The 18,820-nt window shown below is 39.2% G+C and carries 15 protein-coding genes; 11 read left to right on the forward strand and 4 right to left on the reverse strand.

Annotation, left to right across the window (positions count from 1 at the left end; genetic code table 11):
- Positions 1-19 precede the first annotated feature (19 nt).
- Complete coding sequence (locus tag GA0116959_RS12435) at positions 20-829, reverse strand: cytochrome C assembly family protein (protein ID WP_053578646.1); 810 nt, start codon at positions 827-829, stop codon at positions 20-22.
- 137 nt (positions 830-966) lie between these two features.
- On the opposite strand from GA0116959_RS12435, the gene ffh reads away from it, so the two are divergent.
- Both ffh and GA0116959_RS12445 read left to right on the forward strand, forming a co-directional pair.
- Entirely contained in the window at positions 967-2,376 is a 1,410-nt protein-coding gene (ffh, locus tag GA0116959_RS12440) for a signal recognition particle protein (RefSeq protein ID WP_053578645.1), read from the forward strand.
- A 165-nt stretch (positions 2,377-2,541) separates the two neighbouring features.
- A complete protein-coding gene (locus GA0116959_RS12445) occupies positions 2,542-3,108 on the forward strand; it encodes an RBBP9/YdeN family alpha/beta hydrolase (RefSeq protein WP_092720946.1) in 567 nt (188 codons plus the stop codon).
- On the opposite strand, the gene GA0116959_RS12450 is transcribed toward GA0116959_RS12445, so the two are convergent.
- Positions 3,094-3,843: a pantothenate kinase gene (locus GA0116959_RS12450; RefSeq protein WP_092720947.1), complete on the reverse strand. Its 750-nt coding sequence runs from the start codon at positions 3,841-3,843 to the stop codon at positions 3,094-3,096. The genes GA0116959_RS12445 and GA0116959_RS12450 overlap by 15 nt on opposite strands.
- A gap of 9 nt (positions 3,844-3,852) precedes the next feature.
- Entirely contained in the window at positions 3,853-4,611 is a 759-nt protein-coding gene (locus GA0116959_RS12455) for a biotin--[acetyl-CoA-carboxylase] ligase (protein WP_092720948.1), read from the reverse strand.
- Positions 4,612-4,640: 29 nt separating this feature from the next.
- Here GA0116959_RS12455 and GA0116959_RS12460 point away from each other — a divergent pair, with 29 nt between their 5' ends.
- From GA0116959_RS12460 to ftn, 6 genes are all read left to right on the forward strand, one after another.
- Positions 4,641-5,450 (forward strand): sulfite exporter TauE/SafE family protein, encoded by an 810-nt coding sequence (locus GA0116959_RS12460; protein ID WP_092720949.1) that lies wholly within the window; start codon positions 4,641-4,643, stop codon positions 5,448-5,450.
- A gap of 418 nt (positions 5,451-5,868) precedes the next feature.
- Positions 5,869-6,564 carry a GntR family transcriptional regulator gene (locus GA0116959_RS12465; protein ID WP_053578640.1) on the forward strand — a complete coding sequence of 232 codons (696 nt, stop codon included), beginning with the start codon at positions 5,869-5,871 and terminating at the stop codon, positions 6,562-6,564.
- Between the two features lie 10 nt (positions 6,565-6,574).
- Positions 6,575-10,030, forward strand: a complete 3,456-nt coding sequence (gene smc / locus GA0116959_RS12470) for a chromosome segregation protein SMC (RefSeq protein WP_092720950.1) — start codon at positions 6,575-6,577, stop codon at positions 10,028-10,030.
- Position 10,031: 1 nt separating this feature from the next.
- Positions 10,032-11,030, forward strand: coding sequence for a cell division protein ZipA C-terminal FtsZ-binding domain-containing protein (locus GA0116959_RS12475; protein ID WP_092720951.1), 999 nt, complete (start codon positions 10,032-10,034; stop codon positions 11,028-11,030).
- A 92-nt stretch (positions 11,031-11,122) separates the two neighbouring features.
- The gene (ligA, locus tag GA0116959_RS12480) at positions 11,123-13,159 is read left to right on the forward strand and encodes an NAD-dependent DNA ligase LigA (RefSeq protein WP_092720952.1); all 2,037 of its coding nucleotides are present in this window, start codon (positions 11,123-11,125) and stop codon (positions 13,157-13,159) included.
- Between the two features lie 728 nt (positions 13,160-13,887).
- Positions 13,888-14,352, forward strand: coding sequence for a heteropolymeric bacterioferritin subunit Ftn (gene ftn / locus GA0116959_RS12485; protein ID WP_053578627.1), 465 nt, complete (start codon positions 13,888-13,890; stop codon positions 14,350-14,352).
- 70 nt (positions 14,353-14,422) lie between these two features.
- On the opposite strand, the gene GA0116959_RS12490 is transcribed toward ftn, so the two are convergent.
- Positions 14,423-15,013 (reverse strand): peroxiredoxin, encoded by a 591-nt coding sequence (locus tag GA0116959_RS12490; RefSeq protein ID WP_092720987.1) that lies wholly within the window; start codon positions 15,011-15,013, stop codon positions 14,423-14,425.
- A 539-nt stretch (positions 15,014-15,552) separates the two neighbouring features.
- Between GA0116959_RS12490 and GA0116959_RS12495 the strand changes: the two genes are divergently transcribed.
- The 3 genes from GA0116959_RS12495 to GA0116959_RS12505 all read left to right on the forward strand — a co-directional run bounded on the left by GA0116959_RS12495 (position 15,553) and on the right by GA0116959_RS12505 (position 18,817).
- Positions 15,553-16,272, forward strand: coding sequence for an alpha/beta hydrolase family protein (locus GA0116959_RS12495; RefSeq protein ID WP_092720953.1), 720 nt, complete (start codon positions 15,553-15,555; stop codon positions 16,270-16,272).
- Positions 16,273-16,367: 95 nt separating this feature from the next.
- On the forward strand, positions 16,368-17,663 hold the full coding sequence (gene bioA, locus GA0116959_RS12500) for an adenosylmethionine--8-amino-7-oxononanoate transaminase (RefSeq protein ID WP_092720954.1): 1,296 nt from the start codon (positions 16,368-16,370) through the stop codon (positions 17,661-17,663).
- Positions 17,660-18,817 carry an 8-amino-7-oxononanoate synthase gene (locus GA0116959_RS12505; protein WP_092720955.1) on the forward strand — a complete coding sequence of 386 codons (1,158 nt, stop codon included), beginning with the start codon at positions 17,660-17,662 and terminating at the stop codon, positions 18,815-18,817. Before bioA ends, GA0116959_RS12505 begins: the two co-directional genes overlap by 4 nt.
- The last annotated feature ends 3 nt before the right edge of the window (positions 18,818-18,820 follow it).

Genomic DNA, 18,820 nt, shown 5'->3' on the forward strand with positions numbered 1-18,820 from the left:
AAATCTAAACAAAAAAGCTCTATTTGCCTAAAACCATTTCTAAAATAAATTTAGAACCAATAAAACCAACCGCCAGTAAGCCAAAACCAATTAAAGTAAAACGAATGGCTTTTTGTCCGCGCCAGCCAAATTGATAATGTCCCACCAATAACGTGCCATACACAAACCATGAAATAATACTAAATACTGTTTTATGCGCTAGATGTTGTGCAAAGAAATTTTCAATTGTGAAAAAGCCAAAACCGAGTGCGATGGTGAGTAAAATAAAACCAGTAATAATCAAATCGAATAAAAGCGATTCCATAGCTTGAAAAGAAGGCAGTAAATTGACCCAAAAACGTTTCTTTTGTTTATTTTTTAGTTCGCGATTTTGAAACCATAAAATGACTGCCTGTATGGTTGCCATTAACAATACAGCGTATGCTGACAGGGACAAAATAATGTGAATGTCCAAACCCCAGCTACGTTGTTCAATAAATTGAGTCGGTTGACTGAAGGTAAAACCTAAAATCAATCCTGCGGCAGCAACGGGTACACCAATCAGATTGAGTGCTAAAATAGGGCGGTAGGTACTAAACAGCAGACTCAGAAGTAACATCAGTCCAGATGTAAATGACATCAGTACAAATACATCATAGTTAACGCCCATTGGCGTCAACATGTCATAGTATAAAACTGTGGCATGTAAGGCTAAACCTAAGCCTAGGACAAGGCCAATAAACCAATGGTTTGAATCACGTCTAGCCATGAGGTTAATAAACAAATACCAAAACGACGTGGTATAGGCAATTAACGCTAAGATCGTGTACACCAAGGGGAGACTGATCATGTCAAACCTTTTTCAGGATGATGAATATTCATTTATATAAATTCGCCTCGAACTACAGTATCCTATAGCATTCTATGCATAAATTTTCTATTTTAAGAAAGATTTTTTTGCAACAACCATTTTAAGCGGATTTTGCAATGTTTGATACCTTAACAGAACGACTCACGCAGAGTTTAAGAAATGTTACTGGCTCAGGGCAGCTAACAGAAGACAATATTAAAGATACGTTACGTGAAGTACGTATGGCACTTCTTGAAGCCGATGTTGCCTTACCTGTAACTCGTGAGTTCATCGCGAAAGTTAAGGAAGAAGCATTAGGCCAACAAGTGATGACACAGTTATCACCTGGGCAAGCATTCGTTAAAATTGTCCATGATCAACTGACAAAAATGATGGGTGAGGCCAATGAGAGCCTTGACCTTGCAGCAAAACCGCCTGTAGTCGTGTTGCTTGCGGGTTTACAAGGTGCGGGTAAAACCACCACTGCGGCAAAACTGGCACGTTTTTTACAAGAACGTCAAAAGAAAAAAGTCGCGATGGTTTCTGCCGATGTATACCGTCCAGCAGCGATTAAACAGCTACAAACGGTTGCAGGCGAAGTCGGTGCAATTTTCTTAGAATCAAGTGCTGATGAAAAGCCGATTACCATTGTTACTCGTGCGATTGAACAAGCCAAAATTCAGTTTGCTGATGTATTGATTGTCGATACCGCAGGTCGTTTACATGTCGATGATGACATGATGGACGAAATTAAAGAGCTTCACGCAGCCATTAATCCAACTGAAACTTTGTTCGTGGTCGATGCCATGACGGGTCAGGATGCGGCGAATACGGCAAAAGCCTTTAATGATGCGCTCCCGTTAACGGGTGTCATTTTAACCAAAACTGATGGTGATGCTCGCGGTGGTGCTGCACTTTCAGTACGTGCAATCACTGGCAAGCCAATTAAATTCCTAGGCATGGGTGAAAAGCTTGATGCTTTAGAGCCATTCCATCCTGAACGTGTGGCACAGCGTATTTTGGGTATGGGTGACGTACTGTCACTGGTCGAAGAGCTTGAGCGTAAAGTCGACCGCGACAAAGCCGAGAAAATGGCGAAGAAATTGCAAAAAGGCGGCAGCTTCAACTTTGAAGATATGCTGATGCAATTTGAACAAATGAATAAAATGGGCGGCATGATGGGCTTCTTGGACAAGCTGCCTGGCATGAGCAATTCCGGAATTCAGGATGCGATAGCTCAAGCGAACCCTGAAAAACAAGTGAAAAAAATGGAAGCGATTATCCAGTCGATGACGGTCAAAGAACGCCGTAATCCAGATTTGATGAATCCAAGTCGTAAGAAGCGTATTGCTTCAGGTTGTGGTATGGATGTAGTTGAAGTCAATAAATTGATTAAACAACATGCACAAATGGCCAAAATGATGAAGAAATTTGCCAATCCATCGGGTATGGCCAAAATGATGCGTTCACTTGGTGGAATGCAAAAGCAATTTGGCGGTGGTGGCGGTATGGGGCCATTGTTTGGCGGCAATGATCCAAAAAAATAATTTTTAAAATGATAAGAAGGCGCTTTGTGCGCCTTTTTTTCTTAACTAAATATAGATTTAAAATTTTCATACACAGATGTATTAAGAAAAAGCCAACATTTAGTTACCCGAAATCAGAGGGGTTTGCGGCACACTCAATGATATTTAAAATAAAAGAGCAGAATAATGACACAAGTTTATGTCATCCACGGCTATACAGCGAGTCCTGAAGAAAACTGGTTTCCTTGGATGTTAAAAAAAGCCGAACAAGAAAAGGTTGGTTTAAAAGTACTGCGACTTGATCCTTCAACTACGCCTAGACTTGAGGTGTGGGAACAACAAATGGATGAGCAGATTGAAGAAATCAATGAAAACAGTATTTTTATTGCGCACAGTTTAGGTTGTATAGCGACCCTACATTTTCTCTCAAAAAAATTGCATCAACAAAAAATAAAGCAATTGGTACTTGTGGCAGGTTTTAATGGTCGTTTAGGTCGGCTTGATGAGGTAAACCCTTTTATCGATGCGGCAGAAATTAATTTTGAGTTTCTAAAAGAGCAGATTCAACATCGTACAGTGATTTACTCTCAAGGGGATGATCGAGTGTTACCCAAATTTAGTTTGGAACAAGCACAAAGTTTAGAGGCGACGGTGATTTCTGCACAGCATCAAGGTCATTTTATTGACTCAGAAGGCTGTACAGAATTGCCCGAAGTTTGGCAGGCTATCCAGCCTTATTTAAGCTTTAGATAAGTTCTGCCGAGAGTGTTGAATATAGCGTTGTAAACCTTTGAGCAATAAATCAGTTTCTATATGTGGTTGATGATGTGATAGAAACTTGGCAAATAAAGGTGCGTCACCACCCGTTAAAATAAGTTTTCGGGGGGATTGTTGCATGACATTTTCAATGCTGCTGACCAATCCCAAGAGAATGCCATGATGAACTGCATCAATGGTATTTCGACCTGGCGTGAGTTGGTCAAAAGCCGCATCAGGAATTTTAATGCCTTTGGTATTTTGAATAAGTGAATCACGTTGCAAATACAGGTTAGGTAAAATATATCCGCCTAAATGCTGTAACCCATCGACAAGATCAATCGTTAACGCGGTGCCACAACTAATAATGCAATAGTTTTGCTGCGGATTGTGGGCGACTGCCAATACTTGCAACCAGCGGTCAATGCCCAGTTGAGTGGTATTATCATAACCACAGTTTAAACCTGCATATTCAGCATGGACTTTGGCAAAAATAATGGGAACGTTTAAGGTTTTTAAAATACGTTGAATACGGTCATTATTTTTTTGATCTTGAACTGAAGAAACACCGACATTGTTCAGGTTCAAATCTTTAAAATGGTGAATCAAGCCTAAAAGTAAATCGGCTGGAGATTGAAGATGCATTTCAGCTGCATGTTCAATAATCTGATGATTATCGGTAATCCAATATTTTAGGCGCGTATTCCCAATATCTAGCCATAAATTCTTCATTGTCTTTCTCTAAGTAGAGCTGTCTAAGCAGCGCAAACGCCCTTGATAAAATTGTTTTAAACCTGCGTGAGTATCAATATTGACCGATCCATCATCTTGAATTCCTAAAAAAATGCCTGAACAAAGACCCGCATGATGTTCAAACTCAACACCTTGATTTTTAAAAGCTGCATAGTGATTAAAACGTGCCGCCAAATTATAGCAATTATGATCAAACCAAGATTTGGCTTGTTGAATTGCCAGATAAAGTTCGGAAATTAACTGAATACGCGAAATATTGTCGAGGCCTAATTCGCGAAGCGATGTCGCATGCTGTTCAATATTGTCTTTGGGAATCGGCTCTAGATTGATTCCAACACCGACAATGACTTGATTCGGAGAGAGGGGTTCGACCAAAATTCCGCCCCATTTCCCGTGCTGGCTATACAAATCATTTGGCCATTTGACTTGTAGGTTTAAGTCTTTAATGCTCGGCATTTGTAAGATATTCAGTGCAATTTCAAGAGCCAGTCGGCCATCAATAGGTGTTTCTGTATTCAACAATGTGCTTAAATAGATGTTGCCTTCTGGCGAAACCCATTGCCGTTGGCGTTGTCCACGACCTTGGGTTTGCTTTGTACTACAAACCAAAACACTTTGAATGCCGTTGATTGCGATTTCACGCACATCATCATTGGTGGATGTTGTGACGGGTTTGAGTATTAACACTTCGGGGTTTTGCCCAGCGTCATCAAGAATTTTTTGCAGTTGACGGGTCTCTAAATCCATTTAAATCAAGCAATAGTGGAATGTGAATCATGGAGTTAATCATATATTTGTGGATTGGTGCAATGGCGGGTTTTGCTGCAGGCCTATTTGGAGTGGGTGGTGGTCTGATCATTGTACCGATTTTATATATTGTATTTACTAAACTCAATTATGATCCTTCCGTGATTATGCACTTGGCTTTAGGCACATCTTTGGCCACCATTATTGTGACTTCAATTAGCTCGGTCTCAGCACACCATAAACGTGGTGCAGTACTTTGGCAGGTTTTTCGTAATTTAGCGCCGGGTTTGGCTTTAGGTGCATTTTTAGGTGCAGGAATTGCTGATTATTTGTCTGGTCAAGGTTTACAGTTATTAATTGGTTTTTTTGCAGTTTGGGTGGCATATGGTATGTTTTTTGGTGCCAGTAAGTCTGTCGATGTGACTCAGTCTTTACCTTCTAATACCAAGCAAATGCTTGCCGGTGGCGGAATTGGCGTTGCCTCAGCAATATTTGGTATTGGTGGCGGAAGTTTGACTGTTCCATACTTACTTCGTCATGGTGTGGTCATTCAAAAAGCCGTGGCTACTTCGGCTGCAGGTGGTTTACCTATTGCCGTTGCAGGTGCAATAGGTTTTATGTGGTTTGGCTCAAATACAGCAGTTAAAGTGCCGCATAGTATTGGTTATGTCCATATTTATGCTTTTATTGGCATCAGTGTTATGAGTTTCATCACCGCGAAACTGGGTGCAAAAGTCGCGCATAAACTTTCAGCGGCCATGTTGAAAAAATGTTTTGCCGCTCTACTCACAGCGGTCGGCCTATATTTTATTTATCAAGGTGTTTCGGTCTATTTTTAAATTTAAACTGAGCTATGTATCTAGATTTTAAGGAAAATCAATCAAAAAGGGTTATAAATCAGTTTTATGAGCGAATGAAAGGTTGTTTCAAATGAAGTGCAAGATAGAAGGAGTCTGATTCTTTAATGCTCCTTTGTTCTGAATACGCTAATTGAGAACAAACAACTCGTTCAAAATACATAAATCTAGAAGTTAAAGTCTAAAATGAGCTGAAAATCGCTCAATTGATAGAATAAATTCATGATTGAGTCCTCAACCTCGGTCTAATTAAAAACTAAAATTTAGAGTTGGCTTTAAAGACTTAAAATTGTCTAACAATGTCATTTTCTTTCGCTTAAAAAATCAGTACAAAGTACGATGTCAATAATCACAGATGAAATTTTTAAATTTCATCTTATAAAAACAAAATAGGACGAATATGCCAGAACAAGAACGGGAGAGTTTGTCCGAACAGATTGCACAGCATATCAGTGAGCAAATTATTCGTGGCGAATTGGTGGAGGGTGAGCGGATTCAGGAGCTCAGAATTTCGGCTGAGCTGGATGTCAGTCGCGGTTCTGTACGTGAAGCTTTGCTTTTACTACAACGAACCCAGCTGATTGAAATTTATCCAAGACGGGGTGCGATTGTATCCGAAATGTCGGCCCAACAAATGCGTGCCTTATTTGACATGAGTGCTTTATTATTGGGTCAAATTGTTCAGCGTATGGCAGAAACTTGGCGTACCCATGAAGCGGAAAAACTTCAAGAACTTTTGGCTCAATTACATGAGGAGACCCGTCAAGGCAATACTGAAAAATTTTATGATTTAATTTTTAAAAGTATGTCCCAGCAACATGAAATGGTGGCTAATCCTTACTTGATGAAATTTTATCAAGAACTGTTGCCATCTTTGCGCCGTAGTTATTTTTTAACCTTAAATATCTCTCGACGGGAGCTTCAAGAATCATTTGATTTATTTAAGTTGGTGACTGATGCAGTTTTGATCCGAAAATCACAACAAGCTACTTTATTTATGGATGATTTTTGTCGACACTTGCGTAACCTTGTGTTGGAATCTCTGACACGGATGAAACAAATCGAACTTGCATGGGCAAGACGTTCACGACGTTGATCAGGACATTATGCGTTTAAGCAGCTTAAAACTTTCTGGCTTTAAATCTTTTGCCGATAGTACGACTTTACATTTCAAGGCGAATCGTACCGCCGTAGTAGGACCCAATGGTTGTGGTAAATCCAATGTGATTGATGCCATTCGTTGGGTCATGGGTGAATCAAGTGCACGCCAGCTTCGTGGCGGTAGCATGCAAGATGTCATTTTTACCGGTACGGCGAAACGTAAACCTGTGGGTGTGGCCAGTGTAGAATTACGCTTTGACAATACCTATGGCAAGCTGGGTGGCGCTTATAATGCTTACAACGAATTGGCAGTGCGTCGACAAGTCACTCGTGATGGAAAATCTGATTACTATTTAAATGGTACCAAGTGTCGTCGTCGTGATATTACTGATATTTTCTTAGGAACAGGACTTGGACCACGCTCCTATGCAGTGATCGAACAGGGCATGATCAACCGTTTGATTGATGCTAAACCTGAAGAAATGCGGATTTTCATTGAGGAAGCGGCAGGGGTTTCACGTTATCAAGCACGTCGTCGCGAAACTTTATTGCACTTAGACCATACCACGCAAAATTTATCGCGATTGGACGATATTGCTGCGGAACTTAAGTCACAGCTCAAAACTTTGAAACGTCAGTCTGAAAGTGCGCTTCAATATAAAGAATTAGAAACTCAGATTCGAACCATTAAAGTTGAAGTTTTGTCTTTTCAATGTGAGCAAAGTAGCCGTTTACAGCAAGAATATACTGTGCAGATGACTGCTTTAGGTGACACTTTTAAATTGGTTCGCTCTGAGTTGAATACACTCGAACACGATTTAACCGCGACTAGTGAATTATTTCAACGTCTGATTCAACAGTCGACCCCTTTGCAACAAGAATGGCAGCAGGCAGAAAAAAAGCGTTCTGAATTGAAAGTGACGGTGGAACAAAAGCAATCTTTGTTGCAGCAAAATAGTTCAATCATCACTCAGTTGCAACAACAAAAAATACAGACCAAAGAGCGTCTACAGTTGCTGGAATTACAAATAGAAAGCTTACAGGTTCAGCAGGATCAGCAAACTGAGCAATTACAACAACAAGAAAGCCAGAGTCATCAATACAGTCAAAGCAGCAGTGAGTTAAAAGCACAAAAGCAGCATGCAGAACAACAATTTGAGGGGGTTAAAACTCAAGTTGAGAAAATGCAACAACAAAAAATGCAAATGCTGGCACAAAGTGAACAATTAGCCAAAAATATTATGCGAATTGAGCAGCAAAAACAGAGTTTGCATCAACAGACTGCACAACTTCAACAGCAAGATCAGTTGAATAATATTGAACAACTGGAATTTGAAAAAAGCGAACTGAGTCAACAGATTCAACAGCTAGAACAAGATATTTTAATCCAGCAACAAGATTTGAAACATGCACAGACGCAGTATTCCCAGCAAAAAAATGATGTTTCAAACTTACAATCTGCTATTCATGTGTTGCAAGCGGAACAAAAAAATCTGACGCAATTATTGGTGAAAAATAGCCCAAAAGCGTTGGATAATGTGGTGCAATTGGCACACGTTTTGAAGTTGAAGGGGCAAGCCAAAGTACATGCCAATTTAATTGAAAAGTTTTTAGCAGAGTGGTTGGGTGCCAATGTAGTGGATGCCGACCATGGCATTATGGAAAATATACCACGTCAACTTCAAATAAATAGCTTACAACAAGATACGATTCAGTTGGCGGATTTACCTTGTTTAGCCAGTTGGATTGAATCACCACAACATTCGCTTTGGCAGCAGGTGGCTGTCGCAGAAAATTTAAATCATGCGTTGTCCTTACAAACCCAACTCAGACAGGGGCAATCCATTTTAACGCTAGATGGTTATCAGGTTGCTGCGGATTGGGTGGTAGGTTTGTTTTTCGATGAAACCAGTCAAGCGGGACAAGGGAGCTTAAGTCATCGTATTCGTTTAGATGAAATTGAAAAAATATTAAGTGTCCAGTTAGCGCAGCTTAAAAGTATTGAACAGCAATTACCTGAAGTGATACAACAGATTCAAACACTCCAACAAAATATTCAAGATCAGCAGGAAAACTTAAAGCAACAGCATACAGCCTTGCAAATGATTGATGTGGCAATGGCGAAGGCTCAAAGTACGCTGCAAGCATTTTCTATGCAGCAACAGCAGTTGCAAAGTCAACTTCAACAACTTGATGAACAGTTGGAAGAAGATGCGATGCAAAAAGATGATTTAGAAATTGATTTACATGTTTTAAATTTAAAGCTTGAGCAACTTTTACCAAATTATAAAAATTTGCAGTTTCAGCTTGAACAGTTCAGTGAACAGCTGGAACAGAATCAGCAGACAGAACAGCATGCTCAACAGGATGTAGAGTTACTGCGCCGTCAGAGTACTCAAACTCAGCAGCAAATGGCATTACTTGAAAAAGATATTTCGTTTTTAAAAATGCAATATCAACAAATTATGCTACAAATAGAACAGGCTAAAAAGTTAATTGATCCGGTTCAGTTGGAATTGCCGATATTGGAAACGCAGTTCCATCAACAAGCAGAAATGACTGAAAAATTACAAAAAACTTGGAGCGAATGGCAAGTTGAGCTGAATAATTTGCAAGAAAAACAGCAACAGTTGACCGAGCAGCGTCATCAACATCAGCAACAAGATGAAAAGTTACGTGGGCAATTAGAAGAAAAACGACTGGCTTGGCAAGTGGCAAAATCCGATTTTCAACATTATTCAGAACAACTCACCGCTTTAAATAGTGAAATGATCTGTGGCTTAAGTATTGATGTCATTTCGCATCAAAAACAACTTGAAAAAGCCCAGCAGCAATTTGACAAGTTGGGCCCAGTTAATTTGGCAGCTTCTGAAGAATATGAAGAAATTTCCACACGCTTTACGCAATTGAGTCATCAAATGCAGGATTTGGAGAAAACGGTTGATCAATTGAAAAATGCCATGAAAAGTATTGATCAAGAAACCCGTAAATTGTTCATGAATACTTTTGATCAAGTGAATTTAGAGCTACAAGATTTGTTTCCAAAAGTGTTTGATGGTGGAGAAGCGAGTTTAAGCCTCGAAGATGATTGGCAGTCAGGTGTAAAATTGATGGCACGTCCGCCAGGAAAGCGTAATAGCACTTTGGCTTTATTGTCGGGTGGAGAAAAAGCCCTGACTGCATTGGCTTTGGTATTTGCGATTTTTCGTTTAAATCCTGCACCATTTTGTGTTTTAGATGAGGTTGATGCGCCTTTGGATGATGCCAATGTCGGTCGGTTTTGTAATTTGGTAAAAGAGCTTTCTGAACACGTGCAATTCATTTACATTACTCATAATAAAGTTGCAATGACCATGGCAACCGATTTGTTAGGTGTTACCATGCCAGAAGCTGGGACATCAAAATTAGTTACTGTCGATTTGGAACAGGCAAAAGAATACGGTTTAGTCGCGGAGTCATAATATGGAAGTCACCACCATCGTTGGTATTGTTATTGCCGTTATCATTATGCTATTCGGCTTAAGAATTTTGTTTAAAAAACCTACTGATGCAGCACCGTCATTAGAATCAAACTTGCATATGGATAAAGATAGCCAGCAACCTGTGATTCCACGTCATGTTCGCGATCAATTGCACAGTAGCAAAGCTGAAGCGGTCGCACGGGTAGAACCAACTTTGGCTGAAGTACCCGTGGTGACGAATGAGAAGCTTGAACATTCTGAAGAGAAAATGACGGAAGCAGTTGGTGTTCAGCCAACAATTGCCGCAATGCCTGATTCAGTTGAAATCGAACAACAAGCGCTCAGTGACCAACAGATTCAAGATCAAAACTCTAAAAACCCAAGCGTTGTCCAAGACGGCCTGATGGCAGCTGAAACATTACAAGCTCAACCAGGAAAAGAAAATACGCTGCCAGAATTTAGTTTAAATACTCAGATTGAAAAAGCTGAAATTTCAGAATTTGATGATGAAAGCAGTATTTTAGATGAGCATTTACATGAACAGCAACGTGTGGATGAGGAAAGTGCATTATCGACTGCGGTTGATTTTATTGCCCTCAATATTTATCCAGAACGTCGAGTGCTTTCAGGTGAAAAAACCTTAAAAGTCTTGCTTAAATATGGTTTGCGCTTTGGTGAAATGGCATGTTTTCACCGCTATAGCCAAGATGAAAGTAAATTGCTTTTTTCAGTGTTGCAAATTACAGATGAAGGTGCAGCAGGTTTTGACTTAGAAACGCTCTCGACTGAACAAGTCAAAGGTTTAGCTTTTTTCTTGGCATTACCGCATAGCGATGTACAAAATGCTTTTGATACGATGGATAGTATTTCGCGTTTAATTGCCCGTGAAATTGACGGCACGGTTTATGATCAAAACAATCAGGAATTTACCCCACAGCTCCGCGAACAATGGCGTCATCAAGCGATTGATTACCGTTCAGGTCATGCAGCAGAAGTTTAATTTGAAACTGAGTGGCGTGATTTCTATAATAGCAAATAGATTGAATATTTTTTAAGGGCGGAAAATACACCGCCCTTTTTTATGGTGAAGACATGACTCAAAATTCAACGATCAAAGCGCAAATGCGTCAATTGATCCAAATTTTAGCCCAGCATAATCATGCTTATTACGTCATGGATCAACCAACCATCCAAGATAGTGAATATGATCAACTCTTTCACCAACTCAAAGCCTTAGAAGAACAATATCCTGAAGAGGTACACCCAGATTCACCTACGCGTAAAGTAGGCGGGAAAGCTTTATCTAAATTTGAAACGATTACCCATGTTGTACCTATGTTGTCTTTGGGCAATGTCTTTAATCAAGATGATTTATTTGCTTTTGCACGTCGTGCTGAAGAAAGATTACCCAATCAAAACATCCAATACGATGTTGAACTCAAATTTGATGGTTTAGCCATTTCACTTTGGTATGAGCATGGCATTCTAGTGCGTGGTGTCACCCGAGGCGATGGTGAAACAGGTGAAGTCATTACTGAAAATGTAAAAACAATTCGTAATTTACCCAAGTTTCTTTCTTCTTCTCAGATACCTGTCCCTATGCTTTTGGAGGTGCGCGGTGAAGTGCTTATGCCTAAAGCTGGGTTTGAAAAACTGAATATTGAAAATGCAGCCAAAGGTGAAAAGACCTTTGCCAATCCAAGAAATGCTGCTGCAGGCAGTTTACGTCAGTTAGACCCAGCAATTGCAGCATCAAGACCTTTGGCATTTTATGCTTATGGAATTGCACAGTGTGAGCCTCATCATAAACAAACCACGATGTTTGACAGTTTGGAATGGTTGACGCAGTTTGGTTTTGCTGTAGGCGAATGTCATTTTGTTTGCGATAGTATTCAGGATGTTCAAGAAAAATATGAACAGATTAATTTAAAACGTGCAAAGCTGAGTGTTGAAATTGATGGAATAGTCATTAAGGTCAATGACTTAAAACAACAGCAGCAATTGGGCTTTTTAAGTCGTGAACCACGCTGGGCAACTGCATATAAGTTTCCAGCAGTCGCGGCTTTAACCACGGTTGAACATATTGATTGGCAAGTTGGACGTACTGGAACGGTAACGCCAGTCGCACGTTTAAATCCTGTAGCGGTAGGTGGCGTCACTGTCTCTAATGTGACACTGCATAATATAGGTGAAATTCACCGTTTAGATGTCCGTATTGGCGATACTGTCAGTGTATATCGTAGCGGTGATGTTATTCCTAAAGTAGAAAAAGTGTGGTTAGAATTTCGTCCTGAAAATACTTTAGACGTTCATTTACCAGAAACTTGTCCTGTCTGTGAGTCACCTGTCGTTATGCCAGAAGGTGAAGCTTTAGCACGCTGTTCAGGTGGTTTATACTGTGCTGCACAGCGTATAGAAGCGATTCGTCACTTTGTATCACGTAAGGCACTGGATATTGAGGGTTTAGGTGAACGCTGGGTAGAATCTTTATTGCACCTGAATTTATTAAAAAATGTCGCCGATATTTATAGTTTGCATGAGCATCGCGCACAATTGCTCACGATAGAAAAAATGGGTGAAAAATCGGTTCAAAATTTATTTGATGCGATTGAAAAAAGTAAAAAAACAACTTTTGCTGCTTTCATTTATGCACTTGGAATTCGTGGTGTAGGTGAAACCACCGCACGCATGCTAGCCAATAATTTTCAGACGCTTGAGGCACTCAAAGCTGCTGATTTGGATACACTAAAGAAAACACCAGATGTCGGTGATATTACAGCTGAATGGATTGTCGATTTTTTTCAGGCCGAGCACAATTTAGAGGTGATTCAGCGTTTAGTGGATGCTGGAATACACTGGGATGCGCCGCTTGCGCCAACGCGTCAGCCTCTAAACGGTGAAAGTTGGGTGATTACAGGCACACTCAGTCAAATGGGACGTGATGATGCTACCCATATGTTGCAAGCCTTAGGTGCACGCGTCAGTGGGAGTATTTCGAGCAAAACAAAATGTTTGGTTGCAGGTGAAAAAGCAGGTTCAAAACTTGAAAAAGCTGAAAAGTTAGGCATACGAGTGATGAATGAAACTGATTTTTTAAGCTTAATGGCAGAATATGGACAAGTTTTATAAAATTTTATAAAAGTCTTATGCGTCTAAAAGCATCCTTGATTCAATAAGAAGTCATTATGAAGGACATAATTTATAGCATTATGTCCTTCATTTTCGATGAGTTTAACTATCGAGAAGTTTGAGTTTAATTATTTCATTTAAATGGATAAATGTGGAAAATAGAAATATTAATTTCAGTTAAATTGTTATCCAAAAATGGAGTTCAATTGAATAAACCATTTATCTTTTACAGTACAGTTTGCGCTTCATTTTTAAAATAATTTAAGACGGTGGGGTTAATATTGATTCAATCTTTTAGTAGAGTATGTAGTGTTGCTTTTGCGATCTTTTATAATGAGTAAAATCATTCAAATGATTTGGGAGTAATCATTTGTCTAGATAAGCATCCGTATAAAACTTTAATTTTAATCGCATAGTACATCTAGGTTGAGCCTACTTCATCCATAATATAAGACTCATAAAGTCTTTCTGCTCAGTCTCCCCATGAATAAGAACCATTTGTAATCGTTACAAATCTTAAAATAATAGTTTTAGATGGAAAACAGATCTATAAAAATGCTCTGAATGACGCAAAGGCTTATTTTTTATATAAAAAGTGAGATGCGGTAAAGTGAAAATGCGTATGCTTCTCATTTTTATTTTATAAAAATCATAAACTTACATAATTTATCTTTTGCATTCAGGAGCTGTTTTGGCCATACTATTGAAAAAGGGTAGGAGAATTTGAAATGCGTGGCAATCCAGAAGTCATAGACTATTTAAATATGTTGATCGGTGGCGAACTGGCTGCTCGTGATCAATATCTCATTCATTCTCGTATGTATGAAGATTGGGGTTTAGCTAAAATCTTTGAACGTATCGATCATGAGATGCAAGAAGAAGCAGCGCATGCCGATTCGATTATTCGCCGTGTTCTTTTCTTGGAAGGCACACCGAATATGAATCGTGATGATATTGAAACGGGTGAAGATGTAATCACGTGTTTGAAAGCAGATTTAAAGCTTGAATATCATGTACGTGAAAAATTAGCGATTGGCGTAAAACTTTGCGAAGAAAAGGGCGATTACGTTACTCGCGATATGTTGCGTCAGCAAATGTCGGATACTGAAGAAGACCATACCTATTGGTTAGAAAAACAAATTCGTCTGATTGAATTGATTGGTTTACAAAACTATATTCAATCACAAATGTAGAATGTAAATTTTTGAGCAAAAAGCCCAGTACATACTGGGCTTTTTGCTGAAAGCAAACTTTTAAGATTATCTATTTGACTGGTTTAACATTATTTTTTGACAGTTTTTGAATATCTGCTAAAACTTGGCCAGCATGGGATTGTGTGTTGACACTATTGTAGTGATAAACAATTGTCCCTTGAGGATCAATCAAAAAACTTTCACGTTTTGCAATTTTAGTTACGCCTAAATTACGTACTATGCCGAGTTGAGTGGCCAGATGGTGATTATTGTCGGCCAGAATCGGAAAAGGTAAACCTAATTTTTCAGAAAATTTTTGATGAGATTTAACATCATCTAAACTGGCACCGAGCACCACGGCGTTATTTTTTAAAAATTGTGGATAGAGTGCCTTGAATTGGTTGGCTTCTTGCGTACACCCGGGTGAGTTATCTTTCGGATAAAAATAAAGCACAACCCATTTGCCTTTATATTGGCTAAGTGAATGCCATTTTGAATTTTGATCTTGAAGTTTAAAGGCAGGCGCAATTTTGCCCACCCATTCTTTTTGGGAGTTTACATCTTTTTTTAAAACCGAATTTTCAGCATGACCCAGTGTTATAGCCCCAAAGGTTGTACTGATGCAAACTAGACCGATATTCAATATTTTATTGTAGTTCATCATATATACTTTATAAGATTCATCGAGAATCATTTGATTTTACCAAGATTTAAAATTGAATGTGGATAAGAATGTATGGGTATTTGTTTCTTGATGTAGATAACAACAATCGTAAAACTAAAACTTACGACAAAAATCAGAACAGCAAGGATATTGGCGCAACATGAATCAAGTGAAAACCGAATGTTGTAGCCTCGCTTGAGGCATGGCAAACACAATGAAATACTCGTAACAGTGAAGCTATCAAAACACGTCACGCGGAGGATGGACGGATAGAAACGCGATCCCAGTTAGACTTCGAAGATCAAGATTATTTATTGGTTTATGTGCGTGTAAAAATATTGCTGATGCTCAGTAAGTAGGCCGAAACAGCACGTTTGATCTGGATAAAATACAGAAATAGTTTAAAACGCACTAGCAAAAAATTATTTCTACTCAATGATTGCTAGACTGAGCAGATAGGCTCTAGTATTGAAGACTAAAAGCTAAAAATAAAAGCCGTTATACTGCGACTCAAGAGATTGAAGAAGAGCTTAGCATTGAAGCAAAAAATTTTACTGATTACAGGTTGGGGGGGCGGAATTCAGCCACTTGAACCTTTAAAAAAAGCACTAGAGCAACGAGGACATGCCGTCGAGCTATGGAATATTTTTAATGCTTTAGACCAACATATTTTACAGCAAAAAGTAGCTCTTGCTCATGGCTTTGATGTGATTGTTGGTTGGTCATTAGGTGGTCAGTTAGCAACACTCTTGGTTGAGCAAATTGAATTAAGATACACCGAGCAAAAAGTTCTCATTAGTTTGGCCTCTAATCCTTGCTTTGTTGCCGATACCACTTGGCAAACTGCAATGAGTTCACTCAATTTTCAACAATTTAAACACTCTTTTGAACAAGATCACATTGCGACTTTAAAGAAATTTGGATATATGATGTGTCAGGGCATGAGTACGCTTAAACTAGACTTCCTGACTTTACAAAATTTAATTCAACCTCAGCCAATTCCTTTATTAAAACAGGGTTTAATTTTATTGGAAAAATTAAATACCGTCAGTATCTTAAAAAAATATGCAGGTCATCAATACCATATTTTTGCAGAGCAAGATACTTTAGTTGATTACAAGATTACGCAGAAATTTGCTGAATTCGAAGCGAAGTTTTTAAAAGTGACAGGGATTAAAGGTTCACATGCATGTCCATTATTTCAAACACAGCAAATAACTGACAAAATCTGCCAATATTTACAGGAAATAAATTAAACATCAGGATAAGTGGTAAATATCGCAATTTATTTTTTATCTGTGCAGGTTTAAGATCAAGGACCTAGGTTTTTGCTGCATATACGGAGTTAAGGATGACCGAAACAACTGATCTGGAATTTGATCTTGCGCATATTTGGCATCCTTATACCTCTATGACTCAGCCTTTACCTGTGTTTAAGGTAAAGCAAGCCTATGGAGCGATTATAGAGTTAGAGGATGGCCGTCAATTAATTGATGGAATGTCCTCTTGGTGGTGTGCCATTCATGGTTATAACCATCCAGAATTAAATCAAGCCGTGACCGAACAATTACAAAAAATGTCACACATCATGTTTGGTGGGTTTACCCATGATCCTGCCATTCAATTGGGAAAATTACTGCTTAAAATAACTCCACCCAGTTTAGATAAAATTTTTTATGCCGATTCAGGTTCCGTTGCGGTAGAAGTTGCTTTGAAAATGGCAGTGCAGTATTGGGTTTCACTGGGTCAACCGATTAAAACCAATTTTGTCACGCCACGTTCGGGCTATCATGGTGATACATGGAATGCAATGTCGGTTTGTGATCCAGTCACGGGTATGCACCAAATTTTTGGCACAAGTTTGCCCAATCGTTTTTTTGTACCCGCACCTAAAGTGGGATTTTATGAAGAATGGGATCAGTCAGATATTGCCGAATTAGCGCAGATATTAAAATTGCAACACAAGAATATTGCCGGCTTAATTTTAGAACCCATCGTGCAGGGTGCAGGCGGGATGCGGTTTTATCATCCCGAATATTTACGTCAAGCCAAATTGCTCTGTGAAAAGTATCAAGTCTTGTTAATTTTTGATGAAATTGCTACGGGTTTTGGACGCACAGGAAAATTATTTGCTTGGGAACACGCTCAAGTTGAACCTGATATTATGTGTATCGGGAAAGGATTAACGGGCGGCTATATGACGCTTTCTGCAACCTTAACCAGTCAAAAAGTCGCTGAAGCCATCAGTCAGGGTGAAGCCAGTGTGTTTATGCATGGCCCAACGTTTATGGCCAATCCTTTGGCTTGTGCTGTTGCCGTAAAAAGCACCGAGATTTTATTGGCACAAGACTGGCAAGCGACAATTCAACGTATCGAAAAACAATTACAACAGCATTTATTGCCACTCTATACCCTTAATTTTGTGCAAGATGTGCGTATTTTAGGTGCCATTGGTGTGGTGGAGCTGACTTTTAGTGTTGATATGAAGACCTTACAACAGAAATTCGTCCAACGAGGGATTTGGATTCGACCGTTTGGAAAATTGGTCTATGTCATGCCACCTTATGTGATCAGTGAAACTGAATTAAACCGTTTATTAGAACAGTTGGTTGAAGTGGTCATACTGATGCAAGAAGGTGTAGCATGAACCTATTAAATCATTATGCGGCCAAGCTAGATGAACTAAAGCAGCAAGGTAATCTGCGTCAATTTACGACCAATATACAGGATGGTCGTAACATTCAGATTAATCATCAAAGTATGCTTAATCTTTCATCGAATGATTATTTGGGTTTAGCGTCAAATCTTCATCTGCGTGAACAATTTTTTGATGAAACACCGAATGAATATCGGCTGATGAGTTCTTCATCTTCTCGTTTATTAACAGGAAATTTCCCTGAATATGAGCAATTGGAAAATAGTTTAACTCATGCCTTTCGTGGTCGCGCTGCGTTATTGTTTAATAGTGGCTATCATATGAATATTGGTATTTTACCTGCACTGAGTGACAGCAAGACATTAATTTTGGCAGATAAATTGGTTCATGCCAGTCTCATTGATGGTATTCGCCTATCTACAGCAAAATATCTGCGCTATCGTCATAATGATTTAAATCATTTGATACAACTGTTACAAAAATATCATGTCGATGAAAGTTTTGATCGAATTATTGTCGTCACTGAATCGATCTTTAGCATGGATGGTGATGAAAGCGATTTATCGGAATTAGTGCGGATTAAACAGCAATTTAGTAAAGTGATGCTGTATGTCGACGAAGCGCATGCAATAGGCGTGCGCGGCGAGCAAGGTTTAGGCTGTGCTGAACAGTATGATGTTATAGATGAGATAGATTTTTTGGTTGGAACATTTGGTAAAGCTTTGGCTTCGGTCGGTGGGTATTTGATGTGTCATCCAATTATCCGTGAATATTTAATCAATGCTATGCGACCACTTATTTTTAGTACTGCGCAGCCACCGATTTGCATGGCATGGACGCATTTCATCTTTCAAAAAGCTTTAAAGCTCAGCACACAGCGTCAACACTTACACGCTATTAGTCAATCTTTACAACATACAATCCAGCACAAAGGTTTTGAATGTCCATCCACTTCACACATTGTGCCTGTGATTATTGGGGATTCACAAAAAACGGTAGAAAAAGCCAAACAGTTGCAGCATGCAGGATTTTATATCATGCCCGTTCGGCCGCCGACCGTACCAAAAAACAGTTCCAGATTACGTATTTGTCTAAATACGCAAATCGATCAGACTGATCTTGATCAGTTAGTTGAAATGCTGTGAGTT

Source organism: Acinetobacter albensis (assembly GCF_900095025.1).
Taxonomy (GTDB): domain Bacteria; phylum Pseudomonadota; class Gammaproteobacteria; order Pseudomonadales; family Moraxellaceae; genus Acinetobacter; species Acinetobacter albensis.

Coding starts and splice junctions, on each gene's coding strand:
- bioA (WP_092720954.1), top strand. CDS start 16,368: ATGACCGAAACAACTGATCTGGAATTTGATCTTGCGCATATTTGGCAT.
- ftn (WP_053578627.1), top strand. CDS start 13,888: ATGCGTGGCAATCCAGAAGTCATAGACTATTTAAATATGTTGATCGGT.
- GA0116959_RS12505 (WP_092720955.1), top strand. CDS start 17,660: ATGAACCTATTAAATCATTATGCGGCCAAGCTAGATGAACTAAAGCAG.
- GA0116959_RS12435 (WP_053578646.1), bottom strand. CDS start 829: ATGATCAGTCTCCCCTTGGTGTACACGATCTTAGCGTTAATTGCCTAT.
- ffh (WP_053578645.1), top strand. CDS start 967: ATGTTTGATACCTTAACAGAACGACTCACGCAGAGTTTAAGAAATGTT.
- smc (WP_092720950.1), top strand. CDS start 6,575: ATGCGTTTAAGCAGCTTAAAACTTTCTGGCTTTAAATCTTTTGCCGAT.
- GA0116959_RS12445 (WP_092720946.1), top strand. CDS start 2,542: ATGACACAAGTTTATGTCATCCACGGCTATACAGCGAGTCCTGAAGAA.
- GA0116959_RS12450 (WP_092720947.1), bottom strand. CDS start 3,843: ATGAAGAATTTATGGCTAGATATTGGGAATACGCGCCTAAAATATTGG.
- ligA (WP_092720952.1), top strand. CDS start 11,123: ATGACTCAAAATTCAACGATCAAAGCGCAAATGCGTCAATTGATCCAA.
- GA0116959_RS12455 (WP_092720948.1), bottom strand. CDS start 4,611: ATGGATTTAGAGACCCGTCAACTGCAAAAAATTCTTGATGACGCTGGG.
- GA0116959_RS12475 (WP_092720951.1), top strand. CDS start 10,032: ATGGAAGTCACCACCATCGTTGGTATTGTTATTGCCGTTATCATTATG.
- GA0116959_RS12490 (WP_092720987.1), bottom strand. CDS start 15,013: ATGAACTACAATAAAATATTGAATATCGGTCTAGTTTGCATCAGTACA.
- GA0116959_RS12465 (WP_053578640.1), top strand. CDS start 5,869: ATGCCAGAACAAGAACGGGAGAGTTTGTCCGAACAGATTGCACAGCAT.
- GA0116959_RS12460 (WP_092720949.1), top strand. CDS start 4,641: ATGGAGTTAATCATATATTTGTGGATTGGTGCAATGGCGGGTTTTGCT.